Consider the following 21243-nt stretch of genomic DNA (forward strand, 5'->3'; position numbering starts at 1 on the left):
GAAAATAGTTTAATCAAGGAGGTTCTTTATAGTTCATACGAAAACATAGGGAGAAAAGCGATTTCCTGTCTAATTGATTTGAAATATCATATAACTTATGATCTTTCCTCAAAATCAATCCAAGGTATGAAGTAATGCCAAATGTAACAAAATGTTTCGTTATAGCGCTGATTACGCTGATTCCTAGCCTGTCTTTTGCCACTCTAAAAAAATTTACCAACAGAGATTGCCCTGCTTTAGGGATGCCTAAAACAGTATTATTGGTCCATGCCTCATGGTGCTCACACTGCAAGGCTTTTTTGCCCGTGTATGAACAAGTTTCTGATAAGGAAAAGTACAAAGATTGGATTTTCTATCAAATGGTAAATGATAAATTTGCAAAGGTTTGTGGTATAGCAATCAAGGGCGTTCCTATCACTTTTAAAAATAACATGAAAAACAACATCATGGGAAACAGGACGCAAGCAGCCCTTGAAGAATTTCTAGACTCGACTATTTAAAATGATGACTTATACATCATTTGATGTCGCAATAAGCTTAGTCGATGCCCACCTGAAGTATCGTCACGTTTGAAGCATCATGTCATTCCGGTACAGGGAGAAATCCATCTCCAACAGATGCGGAATTATTTGAGGGAAAGATCCCCACCTACGCGGGGATGACATTAGACCGCAGGATAACATTATAAATCGCGGGAGTGGTCAATCAGTTCTCCTAGTATAGTAGCAATGCATAAAAATGGATGGATCAGAATGGATTCCCCTCAGGTGTATTCTCCATCTCCCTTTTTTGCTCTTCAACCCAAGCTAAAAAGGCCTCTCGATCAGCTTCAGACAAACTTTTAAATTTATTTTTAACTGATTCAATAGGTGGTAGCTGTTTCCTTGGGGTTGGTGAAAGCAATACATCTTTTAAGGCTACTTTACCGTGCACTACCTTATTGTATGTCTCTTTATCGTAGTTCCTTAATTTAAGAAGCTGGCCATCATCTGATTTAGATCTTGAGGGTAAATAGGTGATTGTTTGCTCAACATCAGGATTTGTAGTTTTACTATCTAGTGCAAATAGATTTTTATCCAACTCTTTAATTGGAATTTTATTTTTTTTAGCATAAGTCCTGACTGAGCCATCCACTTCATTTAGAACATCACCCCATTCAACGGCATGCTTGCCATGAATGTCCATTGCACACTTTAAAAGCCATAATCTTTGATTATTAGTAATGCTTAAACCGCTAGATGAGTGTTTCAGTGCATACTCTCCAAAATTTTTATAGTTTTTTTCTTCCCACACCTTCTGGTCTATAATTTGTTCGATGATTTTGGGCAGTTTTTGAAATACAAGCTCTTGTGCTTCCAAAATACATTTATTGGCTTGTGTATGGACGTCTTCTTCAGATGATTTCCATGAATCCATCGTTGTACTGTTCGGTGTTTTTACAAAATTTTCCATTGCAACCCTATTTTTTAAAGTAATAACCTATCCACTCCCCTGCTCAACAGAGGTTGTTTCTTAAAAGAGAACATGAATTTTACTAAAAATCAATTTCAATCCAACAATAACGAAACTGGTTAAAAGGTAATAGATATTTATTGAGTATTTGATGGCTGTTCATGTGTAATATATACTCACAAGCGTTAAATTATTAACACCAACCCACAGAAAAGAATAATGGACTTATATTTAGAGGCTACAAATGACCCCAGACACAACTAAAGCGAAACCCAATTATCTCATTCATATGATCTATGCCGCAGCTTTTGTACTCGCAGTACAGATAGTTGTTGTTTATCTTATATGGAACAATATTCAAATAAATAATGAGAGAAAGGCAATAGACGAGAAAACCCGGCAGGCTCAAGAAGCTCAGGCACTTAAAGAAAAAGAACGAAAGTTAATCCTTTCAACGTGTCAAAAAATTGTCTCTAACTTGCATAAAAAATCATTGACCGAGGCTTGTATTACTCAAAATAATGAAAGTATGAAAAGATACAAAAATTGTTTAAATGAGGCTAAAAACTGGGCAGACTACAATGCCTATTATCCCCATAACAATGCACTTTATGCTTATGAAGTTAATGAATGTAAAAGAAGATATAGCATGAGCGCAAAATCTAATTCGAATTGTGTTCTACCTAAATCAATAGCAAGTAAAATAAATGCTGATTTCAATAAAATGCATCAAAGTTGCTCTAAGATCACCTAAAAAGGTTTGAAGTCCCAACCCAAGAAATAAATCAGACCACTTAAGCATTAACTTAATCAACTTTAATCCAGTCATAAAGGGTTGAGTCAAAATAACTGTGTTAGTATTAAGTTACTGTGTCATTCCCGCCTGTGCGGGAATGACTAAAGGAATAGCCTTGATATAAAATAGATCCCAAATCGTAGGTCACAAAAGTCTTTTATCGATTCGAAAGCCTATGTTTACTTTAATACATCGGGTCTTTTTTCTGTTTGCATTTCCTCAAAGAAATCTAAACTCTTTCCTCCTGAGAGGTAAGAAATTACTGCCGATGTGTGCTCCTCAGTATAATCAAGCTCCTTAGCCATATTTAGATAGAAATCAAACTCTTGTTTCCCATACTTTTTAACCTCATCTGGATCAGGTGATTTAGTTTGAATCAGATCATAAAATTTATGTAAAACTTGTTCATATTCTCTTTTCAGCTCTGAGGATAATAATTTTTGATCCACGTATAGTGGATTATATTCAATCTTCCAGGCAAGCAAATTTTTGCGATCCACTCTCGCGAGACAAGAAGATATATGAGCCGCACTTAGAGTACACTCATCTTCATGACTATAATCGGTAGGATCACCTGAAGAACTCATTCCCATTGCACCTTCAATATATTTTTGATGATACCGTTCTTGTTCAGGAATGTTTTTTAAATTCATTACCATAATTTCATGATCTTTTGCCAAGTTATTAGCAAAACCTTTCGCACAGGATAAGCTCCGTGAGGTAGAAACTCCCTTGATCTTACCACTTTGATGATCCAGCATCTCACTTTCTTTATCTTCAATTCTAAATGAGCTAGGCTCTCTTCCTACCAACCCATGCATTTTTCGATTATGTTCACAATCAGCCTCTGATTTTGACATCCCTCTAAATGCTAAATTATAGGTTCGAGGCATAGAAAAGAGACTGAAGAGATTAAACTCATGTAACTTTTTGCCACCAAAAGTACTCGTTGGAAAACAACAAATCTCGATTGTCCACTGTGAGCTGAATGTTGTTGGATACGATTGAGCTCGAGTCCATAAAGCTCTATTTGATGGACCACGTTTTACGTTAGAAGCAAACAGCGGAGTTCTACTGTACATATACCACCACCTTGATGGTTAATAATCATACTTAAAGTGTAGAACAAATAATCTTTTGGTACATAATTAGGGCATATTTATTTAGGAATTAACAACGAGTGAATAAGTATTGCAAACCTTGTTAATACTAGGAGCTTCGATCAAGTTCAGAAGATAAAACTCATACTGATTAAATTTTTGGAATTAGCATGAAGTGTGTTTTAAGTAAAACTTTGCAGCCATCTTTTAGCCTCAGAGTAGGTATCAATATTATAGGCTATGCCGTATTATTTCTTATAATGCATATCCCGATATAGAAATCATGTATGTCCTTGAGAATCATGGACAATAACGATTCAAAGCAAAACAAAACAACGTTTATAGAAGATATTTAACAAACCCAAGGGTCATTTAACTCCTAAGTTTACGCACCCAAAAATTTCAGTTGGATAGAACATATGAACTTAAAAAGAGGAAAACCTTTGATAGATTAGGTAATATTATTAAAGACCATTTTTTTAAAGAAACAAAGCAAAACGATCTGTTCAAGACCGCTCAAAAGGAAACGTTTGATAAAAGGAATATTATGTTAATTGGCGCTTTTGTTTTTTTGGCTGTAGCAATTCTGATGGCTATTTATAGATTTAAAGGAAGTAATCCTACCCTTATCCTTTTAGCTAAAATCTTTTTATATTTTTCCCTGGCTGCTTTTATTAGCCTATTAATGGTGCATGTTCTTAGCTCTGCACCACCAAATTCCAATGAAAAACACAATCTCCCCCTATAAGAACAGGAGAAATGGGGTAAGCATGTACAGTAAAAACTAGTGCATCGTTTTCATTTAGTGGAAATTAATACTCCAATTGCATTACCGAAAAATACCAGGATTGAAAAAATGAATATATAAACTACTTCTATCATGATAAATGAACCAATTTTTACCAGGAAAAATAAATATATGAATTGACCGAGTACAATACCAAGATAAGAAGAAATAAACATACGGTTACAAATCAATCCAACAATTAATCCATAACAAAATAGGCAAAAATAATACAAAATGATATTTTGCATCAATTCTATGTTGAGCAGTGAATTAAAAAAAAACCACAAACAGAGTCCAAAAGAACATCCCACTATAAAATGCCCAACGGTTTTCTTCAAATTCATAGTCCATTTTCATAATGGCACTCACCAAGAGAATATCCCTTTCGCTCTAAGGGGACTAGAGTGCTTTTTTAGCCAACCGATTTAAAATATGTTTGGGAAGCAGCAGCCAATAATGACCCTCGTTTTTCATATGTTCCCCTAAAAACGTGGCAAACTTACCTGAACCCCAATAAATATCGCCTCGCATAAATCCCCGAATCGCACCCCCTGTATCTTGCGCGATCATAAGGCGTTGAAATTGCTTTTCATGGGTTTGATTTTTACCTGGTCGTTTCGTGTCCAACCAAAGAGGAGCACCCAGCGGAATCCATTTTTTGTCTACAGCCAAAGAATATCCCGGTGTAAGAGCCATCCCTTGAGCGCCAAGAGCCATGGGTTCCTTTAAATCTTCGAAAAAGACAAAGGACTTATTTTTCTGAATAATTGATTTGGCTTTTTCAGGATGATTCTCTAAATAGCGGATAATCGCCGCTTTAGACGCATTATGCCGGCTCATGATCCCTTTATTAATCATCACTTTCGCGATTGAAGTGTAAGGTGCACCATTCTCACCTGCATAACCTAAATATATATTTTCCCCATTAGGTAATTGAATAACACCCGAGCCTTCAATCTCTAAGAAAAGCCGTTCAGCGGGACTATGGATCCATGCAATTACCCGTGCCTTTTTCTTAAGCGCTCCATTATCAATTTGCTGGCGGGTGTAGGAGGTTGAATATCTACCCTTGGGTAACCCATAAATAGGCGTATTGTACTTGGTGCTTTTCGTTAAATTTCCTTTGATTTTGGGCATGTAGTAGCCGGTAAATAACCCATGGACGGGTTTTTTTTGTGCAAACTCAATTGGACGAAACCACTTCTCAAAAAATTCTTTTGCTGAATCGTCTGATATTGAATCCAATGCCAAGGCTGCTTTACATGCCGGATGCCAATCTCGAGCTTTCAATTTAATATGTTGGGTCCGGATCGTATGAGATGGGGACTGTTTCAAGAACGTCTCACATGATTTCTGAAAAGCGATTAAAGATTTCTTAACATCTGCAGTATCCCAGCCTGGTAATTCCTCAAACGACACCTTTGTTAGGGCAATATTATGGCTTTTCATAATAACCTCTCTTGGGGTGTGCTTAGGCCGAGAGCTTTCTCTTGCATTAGCAACTGCTTTATGAGCACCCTTAGGTGTCATAGTTGCTACTTTTCCAGCACTCTGATGTGGGCTACTATTTTTTGCCGTAGAGTTCCTTACCGGTTCAGTATTAATAACTTGCTTATTGGGAATATATGGCTTCTCGTGAACCTTAGCTTTCTTATAAAGCGACAGTCCGACCAAACCGAATATAAGGCAACTAATACAGATTATTGTGTAAATTAATTTCCTACTCATAGTGCGCAAGGTTTACATAAGATGAAATTGAAATCAACACTTTTTAACTTTTTTTACACATCAATAGACCATTTTGGTAAAAATTGTCTCTATTTTTATGAAATAAATACAGATAATCTCTCTAAATAGAGGATAAAATTCCTCGAGGATAAGTAAGAAATAAGTACACATTGGGTTATTTAAAACCCAATGTAATCACTTAAGATTTGACATTTTCTACAGCGCTAAACCAGAGATTAATGCCTTCAACTAATGTAGGATGGGCAAACATGACATCACGAAGTTTTTGATAAGTGATGCCTAACTCCATAGCCAATTGGATCACTCCGAGAATTTCGCCCGCTTCAGCACAAAAAATAGAAACACCCAAAATCTGATCGGTTTTTGCATCAATAACTGCCTTTAAGATACCTGTAGTTTCCCCTTGTGTTTTGGCTCTAGGAATAACTGCAGCAGGAATTTTTGCTATTTTTAGAGAGTAGCCCTGGGCAATGGCTTGTGCTTCTGTCATTCCAATACGAGCTAATTCCGGATCCAGAAATACCGTATAAGGAATGAGCCGTCCCTGAATGGAATGCTTATTTTGTGGAGTTTGGAGATTATGCTTGACTAAACGATAATCATCTAATGATAAATGGGTAAACTGGGCTCCCCCCTTTACATCACCTAAAGCCCAGATCCCTTTAATATTTGTTTCAAGGTACTCATTTACTTTAATAAAACCCCGTTCATCTAGCTCAACACCCGTTTTATCTAAATTTAATCCTGCTGTATTCGGGAGGCGACCCACAGCAATTAACACATCACTTCCCCGAATTTGTTCAGTGACCCCATTCTGATTGGTATGGATCACGATGTCACCTTGCTCTTCTTGGATACTATCGATTTTGGTATTTAGTGAACAACGAATTCCTTCTTTAGCTAATGTATCTAGAACCTGTTCAGCAATATCCCGGTCTTCTCGTCCCAAAAACTTACTATCCGCTTCTATCACCGTGACATCTGCACCTAAACGACGAAATAACTGGGCAAACTCTAAACCAATATAACCCCCACCGACGATAAGCAAATGTTTAGGAACAGCATCAACATTCATTAAGCTGTCATTGGTATGATATTTGATTTTATCAAGTCCCGGTATAGGAGGAACAAAGGGTAGGGCACCCGTATTAATAAAAATTTGATCGGCAGTAATTTCCACTACTTTTTGATTATCCCGAGGTGAGGAGAGACTCACTTCAATTTTCTTCGGGCCAACAAAATGACCCCGCCCCAATAGAAGATCCATTCCAGAATTTAAAAATTGTTTCAAATTAGCCTCGCGCATAGCATGCACAATTGCATCTTTGCGAGCCCGTATCTCTTTAAAGTCAATAGGTGCCAGAGCAGCCTCTAAACCATAAGCCGATGCAGAACGACAAAAATGGGCAATCTTGGCGGATTGAACCAGTGCTTTTGTGGGGATACATGCCACATTGATGCACGTACCACCAATTTGATTGTCCTCGACCATGGCAACCTTTCGACCTGCCTTTGCTAAATCGACAGCTAGTGTTTTACCACCCTTGCCACCACCTAAAACGATCACATCATATTTTAATGTCATGATTCTTTCCTAAATGTGTCAATAAATTACATCCATTACTAAACTATAGAATCAAATTATCCTATTTTGAAATTTCTAAATTAATCGTTACCGGGATGCATCAAAGATTTATTCTTTATTCTAATGCTACTCAAAAATAAATTAGTGCTTCGTTACGTGATGATTTTTTAGGATGGATAATATAAATCTGGATTCAGTTTATGTTTCGATGCCAGTAAATGTATGGGCTGACGATTACGAGAGTATAATTCTCGACTATTTTGCTTTTATGCCATAATTAAAAAAATTAATTATGGCATTACCGCTATTAATCTCCCTTCTCGAGAGCAAAATTTCCAGTAAGATTGATGGTGCTTATTCCAAAAGAATTGTTACTCGAATTCGTAGTAGAAGATGAATTATTGTTATTACTAAAGTTAAATGTAGAAACGTAACGAAAATCTAACCCAATAGTAGTAAAATCATCAATATAATAATTAAATCCAATGATGCCCTGTGCTGCGAAACCAAAATGTGAGGTATCGAAGCTTTCGTTGACGATTGGTGAACAAGTCCCCAAGGCAATGCATTGTTCATTACTTTGAAATACAGCATGATTTAAAATATCAGCGCCGCCCACACCCACCCCTAAATAGGGTACAAAATTTACATTAGGGTCAGAAGATAGAAAGTCATAAAACGCATTGAAGAATCCATACAATCCTATTGTATAACCATTAAAACCTAAGCCCACGTCGACAACCTCAGCAGGACATGTTCCTTCAGGGCCTAAAACGGCGGGACTTATAAGTGTACAAGAGCCTGCAGTTAACTGACCATAGTTATTGATATTAAAAAGAAATTCCCCTTCTAATCGGAAGTTTTGTATTTTATATCCAAGAGAAGCTCCCAACCCACCTCCGACAGGACCTAATTGTACAGCCCCTACAGTTCCTAACGAAGGAAGTTGGGTCAATGAAAAATCAAGATCAAGATTTGTGGCATGACTCACTTGTCCCAGTAAACCCAAATATAGCCCCTGAACCGGTTCATAACAGAACGCCCTGCTACTAGCCGCCAAACCCAATATAAATCCAAATTTAATTATCTGTCTCATTCTATATCCTATATATTAATCCAAAGGACAAAGTGCGATGTTTTCTACACAAGTTGAAAAGGCTATATGAAAACATACTTCCCATGCAAATTTTTTATTTTAAGATGTTGGCAGCTACCTCGAAAACTCTTCTTTGAGCGGAAAATTTATCTTGGAATAACTTAAGCCCCTCTTCACGCATCTTCAGTGCAAATTCAGTAAAATACACATTTAGGGACTCTCTATTTTCCAATTGATATTGAACTGTTAATTGTTCCTGAGTTGTACTTTCATGTTCAGGTTTTAAAATACTTGCTTGAATAAAACCAGGAAGCTGAAGCATTTCTTTAACATGCTTTTTTAGCCATAATTGAAATTGAGGATAAATATCTCCATCAATGACCAAATTTACTTCGTAGATAACCATAACTCTTTCCTAAATTAAGATCGAAATTAAAGCAACATAAAGACACTTCGCTTTTAGGTCAATACGAAGGGTACAATTAAATTGGCTGTTAATCCAGTAAATCAAACAGGATAAGAAATAAAATTTTTGAGCACTATTTCTCTTGAAAAATAAAGAATTTACAATTTTTTGAGTAATTCAAACTGCATATGAAGCGATGTGCCAAAGCTCACGAACATCTATTTTTTGAATACCTCTTTATTTGTTGGAATTCCAAAGGTATATAATTTGCAAAAAAAGCTCGAAATGTGAGATCACTTCAATAGATTTTCAAAACTCCTAACGACCTCGCAAGTGGAAGTCAGCTCCGATATCCGCACCTAAAGCGTCCTAAGCACGTTCCACACGTCCCCCTGATGAGTTTAGTAGAGAGCAGGCTGCAAAAGTATGCTGAAAACAAACGAATGCAATAAAGAAGAGCGAAACTAAAAAATGAAACAATCCTTTTTTCACATGGATTCTTATGCTTACTTCTCAACGATTGACAATGAAATTCCGCTTTTATAGAAGTTAGAGAAGAGGAAGTTGATTTTTGAACCAGGAACCATTTTGCAATTCATAGTTTATTCGTGACCCTTTTAAGAAATCGTTTTTATTAATTTTTAAAATCTGGCATACATTTGGGATGATTTCTATGACGCCAAACGATAAAGGAATTCCATCAGACGTCTCGGAGTTGCTTAAATAATAATTCTGCCAATATTCTTCCAAATAATTTTGCCAATAGAGACTCACTACAGGAAGATTGCTCTCACTTGTATCTAATTTTGCTGTACCTTCCACAATAATTTGACCAAATTCAGGATTTACCAAACAAATGCTTATATTAGAACACTGATTTAAATGATTCCATTTCGGTGAACGAGTATTAGTAAGAAAAATAAAGGAACCCCTGGGAGTAAAATGATAAAGATCCATAGTTCTAACAGATGGTTGTTGCTTCATGACCGTAGTGACCTGGGCAAATACTTTATTTCTAGGAAAGGAAAACCACTGGTTTAAATAATGTTCAACGGTATGAATTAATTCTGCAATATCAGTAAGCATAATTTCTTTTAATTAAAAATAAAAACACATCATAAAAACAAATAGGCATAGAGTCAAAAATTACCTTAAACCACTGAAAGATAATCAAAAATACAGTGAGATCAAAATAAATGCACTTTTCACAAAAACTACTATACTTTTAAAACTTGGACGAACAGGAATTGAGTGATATGGATGCCATTCAATTAGCACGGGATATACGTTTGAAAAGGACTAGTTCAAATTCACATAGATTTTTTTTCAAACCACAAGACCTATCAAAAGCAAGGGCCCACCCTTTACTTACTTTCTATTTGGAATTGCTCAAAAAAATCAATATAGCTCTTAATAAAAGAGGTGTGCTACATCTGAATGAGCAAAAAAATAATGAATTAAGATTCTTATTGAAATTTAACTTATTAGTTTTTCTGACGGTTACACGACAATTTAATCTCATTGACCACGTGTTTAAAACGCCAGCCTTTATCGCGAGACAACGTCATTCAATGGTTTTTGCTAAAAAAATTCATCGCAATGCAAAACAAAAGAAAAAAAATCGATTAATGGCATTATTTGCACCAAAGATCACAAGTTATCCTTTTGGAAAAAAGAACAATAATCTTCATGATTTATCAGAGATGAATCAGCCAAATAGATCTTATCACTTATCCCCTGAACTCAAGATTAAAAAAGTAAAAACTCTTGAAGACGAAGTGAATGAATCGATGCTCGAGTACTATGAAGATGAATTGTGTTTTGAGAAATCTCTTCATTCAGCAGGATATATTCATAATAATTTAACGTTTTTTACAAAATGCGCAAAACAATCTATAAATATAAAAAATCGTCCTTTTATGGCTCAACGGCTCACATTCTTTTCCTCATCACCTCAGTATAAGCATAGAAAAACCAAGCTATCGGAACTAAGCTTTAATTTAAACGATCAAAAAGAAAATAATATGAGGTGTAACTAAAAGGTTTATTTTTGTAGGATTGTTTCAGCAAAGTTGCAACATTCCTACAAAAATAAAGAAACGGAGTTTTAAACCGCACATTCAATGCACTCTACTCCCCCCATATAGGGTTTTAAAGCCGGGGGAATGTGAATGGTTCCTTTTTCATCCTGATAATTTTCCATCAAAGCAACTAATGTTCTACCCACTGCAAGCCCAGAGCCATTGAGCGTATGTACAAGCTCTATTTCACGGGTTTGCTCTTGTCTGTAACGCGCTTTCATACGACGTGCCTGGAACGACTCCATATTTGAACACGAGGAGATTTCTCGATAAGTATTTTGACTGGGTAACCAAACCTCCAAGTCATACGTCTTTGCTGAGCTGGGGCTCATATCCCCGGTACAAAGAGTGATAACACGGTAGGGAAGTTCTAAACGTTGCAAAATTGCTTCTGCGTGACTAACCAGTTGCTCCAACGCAGCGTAAGATTCTTCAGGTTTAGTAATCCAAACCAGTTCTACTTTTTCAAACTGATGCTGTCTGATCATTCCTTTGGTATCTTTCCCATAAGAACCCGCCTCACTACGAAAACAAGGCGAATGGCATGCATAACGAATAGGCAAAACAGACTCTTCTAAAAGAGTATCACGAACTGTATTGGTGACAGGAATTTCTGCTGTAGGAATCAAATAGTATCCATGCTCCCCAGTTAATTTAAATAAATCTTCTTCGAATTTTGGTAATTGTCCAGTTCCTAGCAAACTATCCGCATTGACAATGTAAGGCACATAAATTTCTTGATAACCATGTTGTTGGGTATGGATATCCAACATAAATTGGATCAAAGCTCGATGCAATCGAGCTATTTGATTTTTCATAACTACAAACCGACTACCGGTCAGTTTCGCAGCTAAGGAAAAGTCCATTTGGCCTAGATTATCACCCAATTCATCATGGGATTTAACTTCAAAATCAAAAGTTGGAATGTCTCCCCAACGTCTCACTTCCTGGTTATGCCGCTCGTCTTCACCAACGGGAACAGACTCATGGGGTATATTTGGCATCCTTAAAGCAATTGCTTCAATTTGCTCTAGCAAGTCATCTAATTCTTTTTTCTTTTCATCTAACTCTTTAGCAAGACGATTCATGTCTTCACGCATTGGCTCAATATTTTCACCACGAGCTTTTGCCTCACCAATGCCTTTGGAACGTAAATTACGTTCATTTTGCAATGCCTGCGTTGCAACTTGTAACGCCTTACGTTTTTCTTCTAAAGCAGTAAAAGATGAAACATCAAATTTAAAACCTCGCTTTAATAATTGCGAAGCGACAAATTGAGGATCATCACGTAATAATTGAATGTCTAGCATAGGATATCACTCTAACTTATTAAACCTTCTTAGTTACCTAACAATTCCACGTGTGGATTGATTTAAAGCATCAATCATCAAAACCACTTCAGGACATTCATTTTGCATCAATTCTAATTCAGTAACCGCTTGTTGTACCGTTAATCCCTTGCGGAAAATTATCTTATAAGCACGTCGTAAGCCATCGATCGCTTCAGATGAAAATCCTCGCCGACGCAAACCCACGGTGTTAATGCCACAAGCTGAGGTTGTATCACCAGAAATCATTAGATAAGGTAATACATCTTTACTTACATAAGAAGCTCTAGCAATAAATGCATAGGCGCCCACATGGCAGAATTGATGTACCGCTGCATAACCACCAATATTCGCATAGTCACCGATGGTTACATGCCCTGATAAAGCAGCATAACTTACTAAAATAATTTGATTGCCAATGATGCAATCGTGTCCTACATGTGAATAAGCCATTAAAAAGTTTTTATTACCTATACGAGTAACCCCTCCCCCTTTAATGGTGCCACGACTGATCATACAATATTCACGAATGATATTATCGTCGCCAATTTCTAGCCGAGTTGGTTCGCCTTTATAAGTAATGTCTTGGGGAGCATCCCCGACTGAAGCAAATTGGAAAATTTTATTATTTTTTCCAATCGTGGTTGGTCCTTCAATAATTACATAAGGTCCAATCCAGGTATTTTCACCTATCTCCACGTCAGCCCCAATTACACTGCCAGGACCTACTGATACCCCTTTTGCAAATTTTGCAGTGGGGTGAATTATCGCTCGTTCATCTATCACTTTTGAATTTCCTTTGCAGCACTTAATAAATCCGCGGAACAGGCCAGTTTATCACCCACATAAGCTTCGCCATGCACACGCCAAAATTCTCTTTTTCTTGCTAATATTTTTACTTCCAAGCGTAGCTGATCTCCTGGAGTAACTACATGTTTAAATTTTGCATTATCTATACCCGCAAAAAAATGCAAAATACCATAATTTTCTTCGGGTGTTTGAGATAATCCCGCTAAAAGTCCGCTCGCCTGGGCCAATGCTTCAAGCATTAAAACTCCTGGCATAATTGGATTTTCTGGGAAATGGCCAGAAAAAAAATTCTCGTTAATTGTGACATTTTTTATCGCCGTCAAACAATCAAATGGGGTGTAATCTAACACCCTGTCTACCAAAATCATTGGGTAGCGGTGGGGTAATATACTAAAAATCTGTTTTATATCTACAGGTTCACTCATACGCAGTTTCTCGCTTAAATAAGTATGCTTAGCATGGTCCAAAAGTGAGGTCAAAAAAAAAACCATTATCCTAATTTAAAAGGTTCAAATCAATTGCTAATGTTAAAAACAAATGCTCATTCAATATTACTTAATTTTTTCTCTAAAGCACCAAGCTTTATTATATAATCGTCCAATCTTCGAAATCGGGCTGCATTCCGACGCCAACGCCGGTGCTCATGTACTAAAGTTCCAGAAGAATAAATTCCAGATTTGGCAAGCGATTTACTTACAGTTGACATACCTGTAACCACTACGTCATCTGCCAAATGGACATGAGCTGCAATACAACTAGCACCGCCAATGATACAATCTGCACCAATTCGCGCATAAGCACCTATAGCAGCACAACCCGCAATTATGGTATTTTTACCTACCAACACATCATGTGCAACCTGAACTAGATTATCAATACAAACCCCCTCCCCTAAATAAGTATCACTTAAAGAACCTCGGTCAATTACCGTATTAGATCCTACGTGCACATTATTTTCAATAATAACAGCACCAACGCTATGGCCCTGTTGCCAGTGCCCTTGTGCCTTTAAATAATTGAATGGAGAGGCGCCAATGACGCAGCCAGCATTTAGAACCACAGAGGCGCCCAACTGACAACCTGAATGGATTATTACTTCATGTCCAATTCTACTGCGTTCCCCTATTCGGACCAAAGATTCAATAACAGTGTGAGCTCCAATCGTAACTCCATCCGCTATATGAGCGTCCGCACCTATCACGCTGTGAGGACCTATCGATACCTTTTGACCTAATTGAACCGATGGGTGAATTATGGCAGTAGGATCAATCCCAGAGATTGGAGTGTTGGGTGCTGATAAAAGCTGGGAAGCTTGCATCATCGCTTGTAAGGGATGAGCCACGACAATACAGTTACCCTTGTATAAATGCTGATGTTCCGCTTTGAGTAAGACTGCCCCTGCTGATGTAGTATCTAGAGCCTTGCGTACTATGGTGTTATCATAATAAGCGACATCTTTTGACGTAGCACGACTAAGAGAAGTAAAACAAAAAATGGCGTGATCCGCATTTCCATGCCACACGCCATCTAAAAGATTCGCAAGTTCTGCTAAAGTCAGCAAGTTATTCGCCGAATTAGTTAATTGCTTTAACAACTTTATCAGTTACATCAAGAGTTGTTGCACTGAAAGGAGCTGCATCTTTTTGTACAATAAGGTCGTATTTGTCATCTTTAGCAACTTTTGCAATAGCTGCACGCACTTTAGCATACAATGCTTCCATTGCTTCATTATTTGCAGTACTTAATTCTTGTTGATATTGTTGACCATCACGCTCAAATTGTTGTTGTGCACTAACAATTTTCTTTTCTATTTCTTTCTTTTGGGTAGCGCTTAGTACTGCACTATCACGCTTGAATTTTTCCATATCAGCTTTGATACCTGCTTCAACGGCTACAAGTTTATCGCGACGGGGTTTAAATTCTTTTTCCAGTTTCTTTTGGATTTCTTTTATTTGACTGGAGGTTTGCATGATCTTTTGTAGATCAACTACTCCAATTTTTGCTGTATCAGCAAATACGTTTGCCCCAAACACGCTGAAAACAAGGGCCATTATGACCAGACCTAACCGCTTCATAACTAATCTCCTAAATTAAAGAGCATGATGCTAGCATAATTCGAAATAGGTTGCGATATATACAGCATGATTTTCTATAATTTTGTAATAAACAAGAAATTCTAGTTAACCTCACATTCATTTGTGAGCATGAGGCTAAAAAAATTTCGTTTAAAATCCTGAAGATAAAGCAAATTGGAAGACTTGCGTTTGATCGAATTGCTGAGGATTCAGTGCCTTAGCCAAGCTAAATGCCAAGGGTCCAAATGGAGAGCGCCATTCAAGCGAAAGACCTGCTGAGTATCGTAACGGACCTTCATATTTTCCAGTTAAGGTAGGTAAGGTATTCACCCCAAAGACGTTACCCGCATCAACAAAAACTGTTGTACGTACGTTATCTCGGCTTAAAGGATATGGGAGTATAATTCCTGCAGTTCCAGTAAGTAATAAGTTACCTCCTACAGAATTACGGTAATTATCTAATGGACCTAAAGAGTAACTGTCATATCCGCGCACTTGGCCAGGCTGTGCAGTACCTCCCGCATAATAATTCTCGAAAAATGGCAATCCCTTATTGTTAAATGAATTTCCATAGCCTGCAAACCCTTGCAGCGAGAAGATCCATCCTCGTGTTATAGGTTGATACAAACGCGCTTGATAAGACCCTTTATAGTAGGACAAAGAGTTCGAACTAGCCGGCAATGCAATTACGCCAGAAAGTTGTTGGTTGATGCCTCTAGTGGGGTATGGAAATTGGTCGTAGCTGTTTCGATTCCATCCTGTAGATAAACGAATTTCTTGAAAATGAGTTCCATACATTTGCACAAAATTCTTGATAGGTACTACATTACCAACGCTTTTGATTTCTACATCCTGATAACCATAACCCAATTGCCATCTGCTTGTTTCACCAAGAGGGATACTATAATTCACGTCACCGCCGTAACGGTTGGAATTGTATGTACTAACATTAAGGTTCCTAGGGTCGACACGTGCATAATAAAGATTGAGCCCGCGGCCTATACCTGTATCAGTATAAAAAGGATTATAGTAATTTATCGTGTAATCTTGTCCCCATTTACTTGCCGTAAATGCAGCTCCCATAGAGCGTCCAGTACCCATAAAGTTATGCTGATTTACTGAGGCATTCAATTGATAACCATTAGTACCATAGCCAATGGAAGCACTTGCCTCAGCAGAAGGCGCTTCTTCTACTTGTACATCTAAATCAACCTGGTTGTTTGCTTCAGGGACCGGAGTGGTTTTTACATCAACATTTTTTAAATACCCTAATAAGCGCAGTTGTCTTTCGGATTCTTTAATATTATGAAGCGATAATAAGCCCCCTTCATCCTGACGAATGACACTTCTCAATACATAATCACTGGTTTTTGTATTGCCATGGAATTTAATACGACGAACGTATACATGCCGACCTGGCTGTACAATAAAATTAATGAATACCGTTTTGTTCTCTTCATCAATTTGCGGGTCCGCATTAATTGCAGGGAATCCGTAGCCGATATCTCCTAAAGCCAAGCCAATAGCAGAAATTGAATCCGTCACCTTTTTACGCGAAAAAACAGCACCTTGTTTAACTTGAATGAGCGAATTAACTTTTTCTGGCGGCAATATCGGTTTGCCTACTACTTTATAGCCTGAAAAATGATATTGGGGTCCTTCTTCAACATGAACGTTGATGTAAACGTCTTTTCTATCTGGTGATAACAATACTTGTGAGGATATAATTTTAAACTTCAAATAACCTCTATCCATATAGAAGGAGCGCAATGCCTCTAAAGACGCATCCATACCTGACTTGGAATACTGATCTTTTTTAGTAAAATAAGTGAAAATGCTGGATTTTGATAAAGCAAACTCGGGTAATAATTCGTTTGTAGAGAAATCGTGATTGCCTATTATTTTGATTTGTTTAATTCGTGAGACACGCCCCTCAGAAATCGTAACGGTAATACCCACTCTGTTATCAGTTAAAGGACTAACTCGAGTTTCTATACGCGCGTTGTATTTTCCTCTAGCGTTATAGGCTTGCTTTAATTCTTTCTCCAAACGCTCTAAAGTGGATGTTTGAAATACTCGCCCTTTGGCTAAGCCCAAGTCCTTAAGGAATTCTTTCATCTTGTCGCTAGGAATTTCTTTATTTCCTACAACACTAATTGAACCTATGGTTGCCCGTTCCACCACATTGACAATTAAAGTATTGCCTTGTCGCTCCAAGGAAACAGACTGGAAAAAACCAGTATCATAAAGAGTTCGAATAATCTCAGCAGTTGATTCAGGGCTTATTTCCTCTCCCACTTGAACGGGAATATAGTTGAGTACTGTTCCAGTGGTGACACGTTGCAAACCTGTAACTTTAATACTTCGCACAACAAAAGTATCGGCTGCTATTGTTTGTGAAGACCAGGCTATGAGCGAGGAACAACAAACACCTAATATAAATTTACTGCTGATTTTTTTCATTATTATTTTACGCCCAGTACTACGTGTACTTTACTCAAACTCTGTACACCGAAAATTGAAACACTTTTTATAGGAAGTAGAAACTACTGTCAAGTTTTTGTTCCCTGACTTTGCCAATACTTTGCTATTGGGATCGGATTCACACTCACTTATCCCGCAAGTCTTGATAAGTCATTTGATAAAGCAATAAACATAAGCGCTGCCAATAGCAATAATCCTAGATAGGCTCCTGCAGATTTTAAACCATCGGATAAGGGCTTACGTCGGATCGTTTCAAGTAGATAATAAAACAAATGTCCCCCATCGAGCATGGGAATGGGCAATAAATTTAATGCTCCTAAGCTGATGCTCACTAAAGCCAGGAAAAATAAGTAGGAGGCTAATCCACTTCGTCCAGAATCCCCTGCCCCCTGAGCAATCCCTACTGGACCACTTATATTATTTAATCCAAGCTTGCCAGTAACCAACCTCCCCATCAAAATAAATGTGGTACCGGTCAATTGTACTGTTTGTTTTAATGCAGTACCTACGGCTGTTAAAGGATCTTGTCGTTCCAAACGCAACCAATGTGCAGGCCATTGGACTTTTTGGGAGCGTACACCTAAAAATCCTTCAATTTTATCTTTATTTTTTTGGCTTCCTGTGTGGACAATTACTTTATGTATATGGCCTTTCCTATTTACAGATAAAGTTAACTGTTTGTCTGGACGTGTCTGAACGTAATCAACTAAAAATAACCAGTCGTTAAACGGTTTACCATCGACGCTCAATATCTTATCGCCATTTTCTAATCCTGCTTTTGCTGCCGGAGAATCAGGAACAACCTCTCCCACTATTGGAGGGATTGAAGGAATAAAGGGTTCAATACCTAGGCTTTGCAGAGCATCTGGTTTTTTACTATCTATTTTCCAATTAGTTAAAGGCAAAGAAACTGTATGAATATGCCCATCAACCAAAGACTTCAATGTTAATTGTATTGTTTCCTGAGAACCAACAAGAGGCATGATCGCATATTGAAAATCACGCCAGCTGTTTATTTTTGTATCATTCAGCGCGATGATTTCTTCCTTCGCTTTTAATCCTGCTTGTCCCGCAATACTATTAGGTTTTACTGATTCAATCATCGGTGCCAAAGATTGCATTCCGATAACCAATACCCACCATAAAGCGACAAACGCAAAAAGAAAATTAAAAAACGGACCTGCAAGAACAATTGCAGCTCGTTTCCAAATAGATTGATTATTAAATGCTAAATGTCGCTCGTTCTCCGGAACTTCTCCCTCGGATTCATCTAACATTTTGACATAGCCACCAAGAGGAAATAAGGACCAGGCATATTCGGTTCCTTTCTTATCACACCAACGAGCCAAAATGGGGCCGAAACCAAAAGAAAAACGTAGTACTTTAACGCCGCACCAACGCGCCACTTGAAAATGGCCATACTCATGTACTGTAACTAATAAGACTAAGGCCAAAAGAAAATACAGCAATGTTGAAAGCATAGTGCTATCCCAAATGAAGTAATACTCGAGAATTATTCTCCCAGAATTCTCCGGCCCTAGAATAAAGTGCTTTTACTAGCACATTCGCGAAAAAAACGTCCTGTTTTATCGATTTATAAGCTCGGAATGGTTTGAATAACCCATATTAAGTAGTTACAAAGTTAGTCCGAAATAAAATAAAGGTAAAGCTGCAATTAAACTGTCCAAACGGTCTAAAATACCCCCATGACCAGGTATAATAGCGCCTGTGTCCTTTAAATGACAACGACGCTTTAATATACTGATGAATAAATCACCAAAGATCGCAATAATTATAGTACATAAGGCTAGAATGAACCAATGAACACCGGCAACTGGATGAAAATAACTATAGCCAGCCCAGGCAATTAACATCGACATAACAACGCCACCAACAACCCCTTCCCAAGACTTTCCAGGGCTAACTTGAGGAATTAACTTATGTTTCCCCATAAGTTTTCCGCTAAGATAAGCGCCTGTATCTGAAACCCAGATTAAAAATAACAAATAAACCAGGAATGCTTTACCATTCGCTAAAGAATATAAATGAATAAGACTTTGTGCGAATAAAGGGAGGAGTATTAAACATACAGCTGCGACAATGCCAGGGTATCCCCAATATTTCTGTGATCCTGGAAAACTAAGAATGGCAAGAATATTCAATGCCCAAATAATTAATCCAGCATATAACCAATAGGAAAAAAAATAACCACAAGCCCATAAACACACCAGCATCAATACCATAAATCCAACTTTCAACTGCCAATTCTCTAAAGGGATCAGTTGAAAACACTCTCTTGCTGCAGCAAGAAAAATTACCAAAACGATACTCAACAAAAGCCATTGATTACCATAAAAAATAAGCGATAAAACCAAAGGTACTAAAATGAGGGTTGTAATCAAGCGTTGTAAGAACATCTCTTGGTCCTTAAAGTTAGGATCTGTTTACATTTCTATCAATGTAATTAATCTCTAGAGTTATTAGGAAATTTGCCCAAATCTTCTTTTTCTTTTATTAAAGGCAGCCAAGGCCAATTCAAATTCATGCTCACCAAAATCTGGCCAATGTATTTCAGTAAAATAAAGCTCTGTATAGGCAAGCTGCCAAAGGAAAAAATTACTAATTCGTAACTCACCGCTGGTACGAATAAATAAATCCGGATCAGGTAATCCTACTGTGTCTAGATACTGAGCAAAACAGGTTTCATTTATATCATCAACGTTCAATTCACCATTTAAAACCGCTTTGGTTATTTTTTTTGCGGCATTTACCAAATCCCACTTACCACCATAATTAACAACCACATTAAGAATTAATTGTTCATTTTTTGCGGTCAAAAATTCTGCTTCCCGCATTTGTTTTTGCAATACTGGTGAAAGTAAATCTCGGTCCCCAGTAAATCGTAAGTGAATCCCGTGTTGATCCAGTTCAGGAAGTTCCTTTCTTAATGACTCGAGAAACAATTCCATTAAAAAATTAACTTCTTCAACAGGCCGAGACCAATTTTCTGAACTAAAAGCAAATAAACTAAGACAAGGAATACCTTTAGTCATACAACAACGAATCATTTTCTTTACTGATTCAACACCCGCTTTATGACCTTCTATACGCGGTAACCCTCGACTTTCAGCCCAACGACCGTTTCCATCCATAATAATGGCAACATGCTGAGGAATTTTTTGTTCCAAAACTACTCTTCCCAATCTAATAAATGGTGCATAGTCTAACCTCTTTAATACAAAAATGTCACTACTGATAGGAGGAACGATCGAAGTAAAGAGGCACTAAATTTTCCATAGCCTTAATATTGGATAGGACTTGGTTCATCCTATTTCGATCAAGCATTCCTTAATCTAGACAAGAAGCTAATCGTGACATTTTACTCAAATGTTTCTCGATGTTTTACGAGGGTTTATCTGTTTTACTTTAAGCTTGGTGAAAAAAATCCTCTCAGGAGGTGTTTTATTTCTTCAAGAAACATGACAGAAGTCGAG

General features: G+C 37.4%; 20 protein-coding genes. 4 read left to right on the forward strand and 16 right to left on the reverse strand.

Annotated features, from left to right (window positions below; translation table 11 throughout):
* The first annotated feature begins 134 nt into the window (after positions 1-134).
* Positions 135-500 carry a thioredoxin domain-containing protein gene (locus tag HBNCFIEN_RS12665; protein WP_182391436.1) on the forward strand — a complete coding sequence of 122 codons (366 nt, stop codon included), beginning with the start codon at positions 135-137 and terminating at the stop codon, positions 498-500.
* Positions 501-747: 247 nt separating this feature from the next.
* On the opposite strand, the gene HBNCFIEN_RS12670 is transcribed toward HBNCFIEN_RS12665, so the two are convergent.
* On the reverse strand, positions 748-1452 hold the full coding sequence (locus HBNCFIEN_RS12670; protein WP_182391437.1) for a hypothetical protein: 705 nt from the start codon (positions 1450-1452) through the stop codon (positions 748-750).
* Between the two features lie 244 nt (positions 1453-1696).
* Between HBNCFIEN_RS12670 and HBNCFIEN_RS12675 the strand changes: the two genes are divergently transcribed.
* Positions 1697-2206, forward strand: coding sequence for a hypothetical protein (locus HBNCFIEN_RS12675; RefSeq protein ID WP_182391438.1), 510 nt, complete (start codon positions 1697-1699; stop codon positions 2204-2206).
* Positions 2207-2427: 221 nt separating this feature from the next.
* Here HBNCFIEN_RS12675 and HBNCFIEN_RS12680 read toward each other — a convergent pair whose 3' ends face one another.
* Positions 2428-3330, reverse strand: a complete 903-nt coding sequence (locus HBNCFIEN_RS12680; RefSeq protein ID WP_182391439.1) for a hypothetical protein — start codon at positions 3328-3330, stop codon at positions 2428-2430.
* A 565-nt stretch (positions 3331-3895) separates the two neighbouring features.
* Between HBNCFIEN_RS12680 and HBNCFIEN_RS12685 the strand changes: the two genes are divergently transcribed.
* Entirely contained in the window at positions 3896-4096 is a 201-nt protein-coding gene (locus tag HBNCFIEN_RS12685) for a DUF1328 domain-containing protein (RefSeq protein ID WP_182391440.1), read from the forward strand.
* A gap of 438 nt (positions 4097-4534) precedes the next feature.
* Here the strand turns inward: HBNCFIEN_RS12685 and HBNCFIEN_RS12690 are convergent, their stop codons facing one another.
* The 5 genes from HBNCFIEN_RS12690 to HBNCFIEN_RS12710 all read right to left on the reverse strand — a co-directional run bounded on the left by HBNCFIEN_RS12690 (position 4535) and on the right by HBNCFIEN_RS12710 (position 10057).
* Positions 4535-5809, reverse strand: coding sequence for a murein transglycosylase A (locus tag HBNCFIEN_RS12690; protein WP_370530124.1), 1275 nt, complete (start codon positions 5807-5809; stop codon positions 4535-4537).
* 253 nt (positions 5810-6062) lie between these two features.
* On the reverse strand, positions 6063-7469 hold the full coding sequence (locus tag HBNCFIEN_RS12695) for a mercuric reductase (RefSeq protein ID WP_182391441.1): 1407 nt from the start codon (positions 7467-7469) through the stop codon (positions 6063-6065).
* A gap of 307 nt (positions 7470-7776) precedes the next feature.
* The gene (locus HBNCFIEN_RS12700; RefSeq protein ID WP_182391442.1) at positions 7777-8565 is read right to left on the reverse strand and encodes an outer membrane beta-barrel protein; all 789 of its coding nucleotides are present in this window, start codon (positions 8563-8565) and stop codon (positions 7777-7779) included.
* A gap of 94 nt (positions 8566-8659) precedes the next feature.
* Positions 8660-8971: a DUF4286 family protein gene (locus tag HBNCFIEN_RS12705; RefSeq protein ID WP_182391443.1), complete on the reverse strand. Its 312-nt coding sequence runs from the start codon at positions 8969-8971 to the stop codon at positions 8660-8662.
* A gap of 549 nt (positions 8972-9520) precedes the next feature.
* On the reverse strand, positions 9521-10057 hold the full coding sequence (locus tag HBNCFIEN_RS12710; protein ID WP_182391444.1) for a pyridoxamine 5'-phosphate oxidase family protein: 537 nt from the start codon (positions 10055-10057) through the stop codon (positions 9521-9523).
* A 170-nt stretch (positions 10058-10227) separates the two neighbouring features.
* On the opposite strand from HBNCFIEN_RS12710, the gene HBNCFIEN_RS12715 reads away from it, so the two are divergent.
* A complete protein-coding gene (locus HBNCFIEN_RS12715) occupies positions 10228-11010 on the forward strand; it encodes a hypothetical protein (RefSeq protein ID WP_182391445.1) in 783 nt (260 codons plus the stop codon).
* Positions 11011-11078: 68 nt separating this feature from the next.
* Here HBNCFIEN_RS12715 and serS read toward each other — a convergent pair whose 3' ends face one another.
* The 9 genes from serS to HBNCFIEN_RS12760 form a co-directional block, all read right to left on the reverse strand.
* Entirely contained in the window at positions 11079-12362 is a 1284-nt protein-coding gene (gene serS / locus HBNCFIEN_RS12720; protein WP_182391446.1) for a serine--tRNA ligase, read from the reverse strand.
* Positions 12363-12395: 33 nt separating this feature from the next.
* Positions 12396-13166: an acyl-ACP--UDP-N-acetylglucosamine O-acyltransferase gene (lpxA, locus tag HBNCFIEN_RS12725; protein ID WP_182391447.1), complete on the reverse strand. Its 771-nt coding sequence runs from the start codon at positions 13164-13166 to the stop codon at positions 12396-12398.
* The gene (gene fabZ, locus HBNCFIEN_RS12730) at positions 13163-13615 is read right to left on the reverse strand and encodes a 3-hydroxyacyl-ACP dehydratase FabZ (RefSeq protein ID WP_182391448.1); all 453 of its coding nucleotides are present in this window, start codon (positions 13613-13615) and stop codon (positions 13163-13165) included. Before fabZ ends, lpxA begins: the two co-directional genes overlap by 4 nt.
* A gap of 116 nt (positions 13616-13731) precedes the next feature.
* Entirely contained in the window at positions 13732-14751 is a 1020-nt protein-coding gene (gene lpxD / locus HBNCFIEN_RS12735) for a UDP-3-O-(3-hydroxymyristoyl)glucosamine N-acyltransferase (protein WP_182391449.1), read from the reverse strand.
* 13 nt (positions 14752-14764) lie between these two features.
* Entirely contained in the window at positions 14765-15265 is a 501-nt protein-coding gene (locus tag HBNCFIEN_RS12740) for an OmpH family outer membrane protein (RefSeq protein WP_182391450.1), read from the reverse strand.
* Positions 15266-15415: 150 nt separating this feature from the next.
* Positions 15416-17728, reverse strand: coding sequence for an outer membrane protein assembly factor BamA (gene bamA, locus HBNCFIEN_RS12745; RefSeq protein WP_182391451.1), 2313 nt, complete (start codon positions 17726-17728; stop codon positions 15416-15418).
* A gap of 149 nt (positions 17729-17877) precedes the next feature.
* Positions 17878-19230 carry an RIP metalloprotease RseP gene (gene rseP, locus HBNCFIEN_RS12750; protein ID WP_182391452.1) on the reverse strand — a complete coding sequence of 451 codons (1353 nt, stop codon included), beginning with the start codon at positions 19228-19230 and terminating at the stop codon, positions 17878-17880.
* A gap of 153 nt (positions 19231-19383) precedes the next feature.
* On the reverse strand, positions 19384-20166 hold the full coding sequence (locus HBNCFIEN_RS12755) for a phosphatidate cytidylyltransferase (RefSeq protein WP_182391453.1): 783 nt from the start codon (positions 20164-20166) through the stop codon (positions 19384-19386).
* Positions 20167-20229: 63 nt separating this feature from the next.
* Entirely contained in the window at positions 20230-20937 is a 708-nt protein-coding gene (locus HBNCFIEN_RS12760; protein WP_182391454.1) for an isoprenyl transferase, read from the reverse strand.
* Positions 20938-21243 lie beyond the last annotated feature (306 nt).

This window comes from Legionella sp. PC997 (genome assembly GCF_014109825.1).
GTDB lineage: Bacteria > Pseudomonadota > Gammaproteobacteria > Legionellales > Legionellaceae > Legionella.

What these genes read in the sequence shown, in the direction of transcription:
- rseP (WP_182391452.1), bottom strand. Translation starts at nt 19,230, where the DNA reads ATGCTTTCAACATTGCTGTATTTTCTTTTGGCCTTAGTCTTATTAGTT.
- serS (WP_182391446.1), bottom strand. Translation starts at nt 12,362, where the DNA reads ATGCTAGACATTCAATTATTACGTGATGATCCTCAATTTGTCGCTTCG.
- HBNCFIEN_RS12665 (WP_182391436.1), top strand. Translation starts at nt 135, where the DNA reads ATGCCAAATGTAACAAAATGTTTCGTTATAGCGCTGATTACGCTGATT.
- HBNCFIEN_RS12715 (WP_182391445.1), top strand. Translation starts at nt 10,228, where the DNA reads ATGGATGCCATTCAATTAGCACGGGATATACGTTTGAAAAGGACTAGT.
- HBNCFIEN_RS12680 (WP_182391439.1), bottom strand. Translation starts at nt 3,330, where the DNA reads ATGTACAGTAGAACTCCGCTGTTTGCTTCTAACGTAAAACGTGGTCCA.
- fabZ (WP_182391448.1), bottom strand. Translation starts at nt 13,615, where the DNA reads ATGAGTGAACCTGTAGATATAAAACAGATTTTTAGTATATTACCCCAC.
- HBNCFIEN_RS12685 (WP_182391440.1), top strand. Translation starts at nt 3,896, where the DNA reads ATGTTAATTGGCGCTTTTGTTTTTTTGGCTGTAGCAATTCTGATGGCT.
- HBNCFIEN_RS12705 (WP_182391443.1), bottom strand. Translation starts at nt 8,971, where the DNA reads ATGGTTATCTACGAAGTAAATTTGGTCATTGATGGAGATATTTATCCT.
- HBNCFIEN_RS12710 (WP_182391444.1), bottom strand. Translation starts at nt 10,057, where the DNA reads ATGCTTACTGATATTGCAGAATTAATTCATACCGTTGAACATTATTTA.
- HBNCFIEN_RS12755 (WP_182391453.1), bottom strand. Translation starts at nt 20,166, where the DNA reads ATGTTCTTACAACGCTTGATTACAACCCTCATTTTAGTACCTTTGGTT.
- HBNCFIEN_RS12670 (WP_182391437.1), bottom strand. Translation starts at nt 1,452, where the DNA reads ATGGAAAATTTTGTAAAAACACCGAACAGTACAACGATGGATTCATGG.
- HBNCFIEN_RS12675 (WP_182391438.1), top strand. Translation starts at nt 1,697, where the DNA reads ATGACCCCAGACACAACTAAAGCGAAACCCAATTATCTCATTCATATG.
- HBNCFIEN_RS12700 (WP_182391442.1), bottom strand. Translation starts at nt 8,565, where the DNA reads ATGAGACAGATAATTAAATTTGGATTTATATTGGGTTTGGCGGCTAGT.
- bamA (WP_182391451.1), bottom strand. Translation starts at nt 17,728, where the DNA reads ATGAAAAAAATCAGCAGTAAATTTATATTAGGTGTTTGTTGTTCCTCG.
- HBNCFIEN_RS12695 (WP_182391441.1), bottom strand. Translation starts at nt 7,469, where the DNA reads ATGACATTAAAATATGATGTGATCGTTTTAGGTGGTGGCAAGGGTGGT.
- HBNCFIEN_RS12740 (WP_182391450.1), bottom strand. Translation starts at nt 15,265, where the DNA reads ATGAAGCGGTTAGGTCTGGTCATAATGGCCCTTGTTTTCAGCGTGTTT.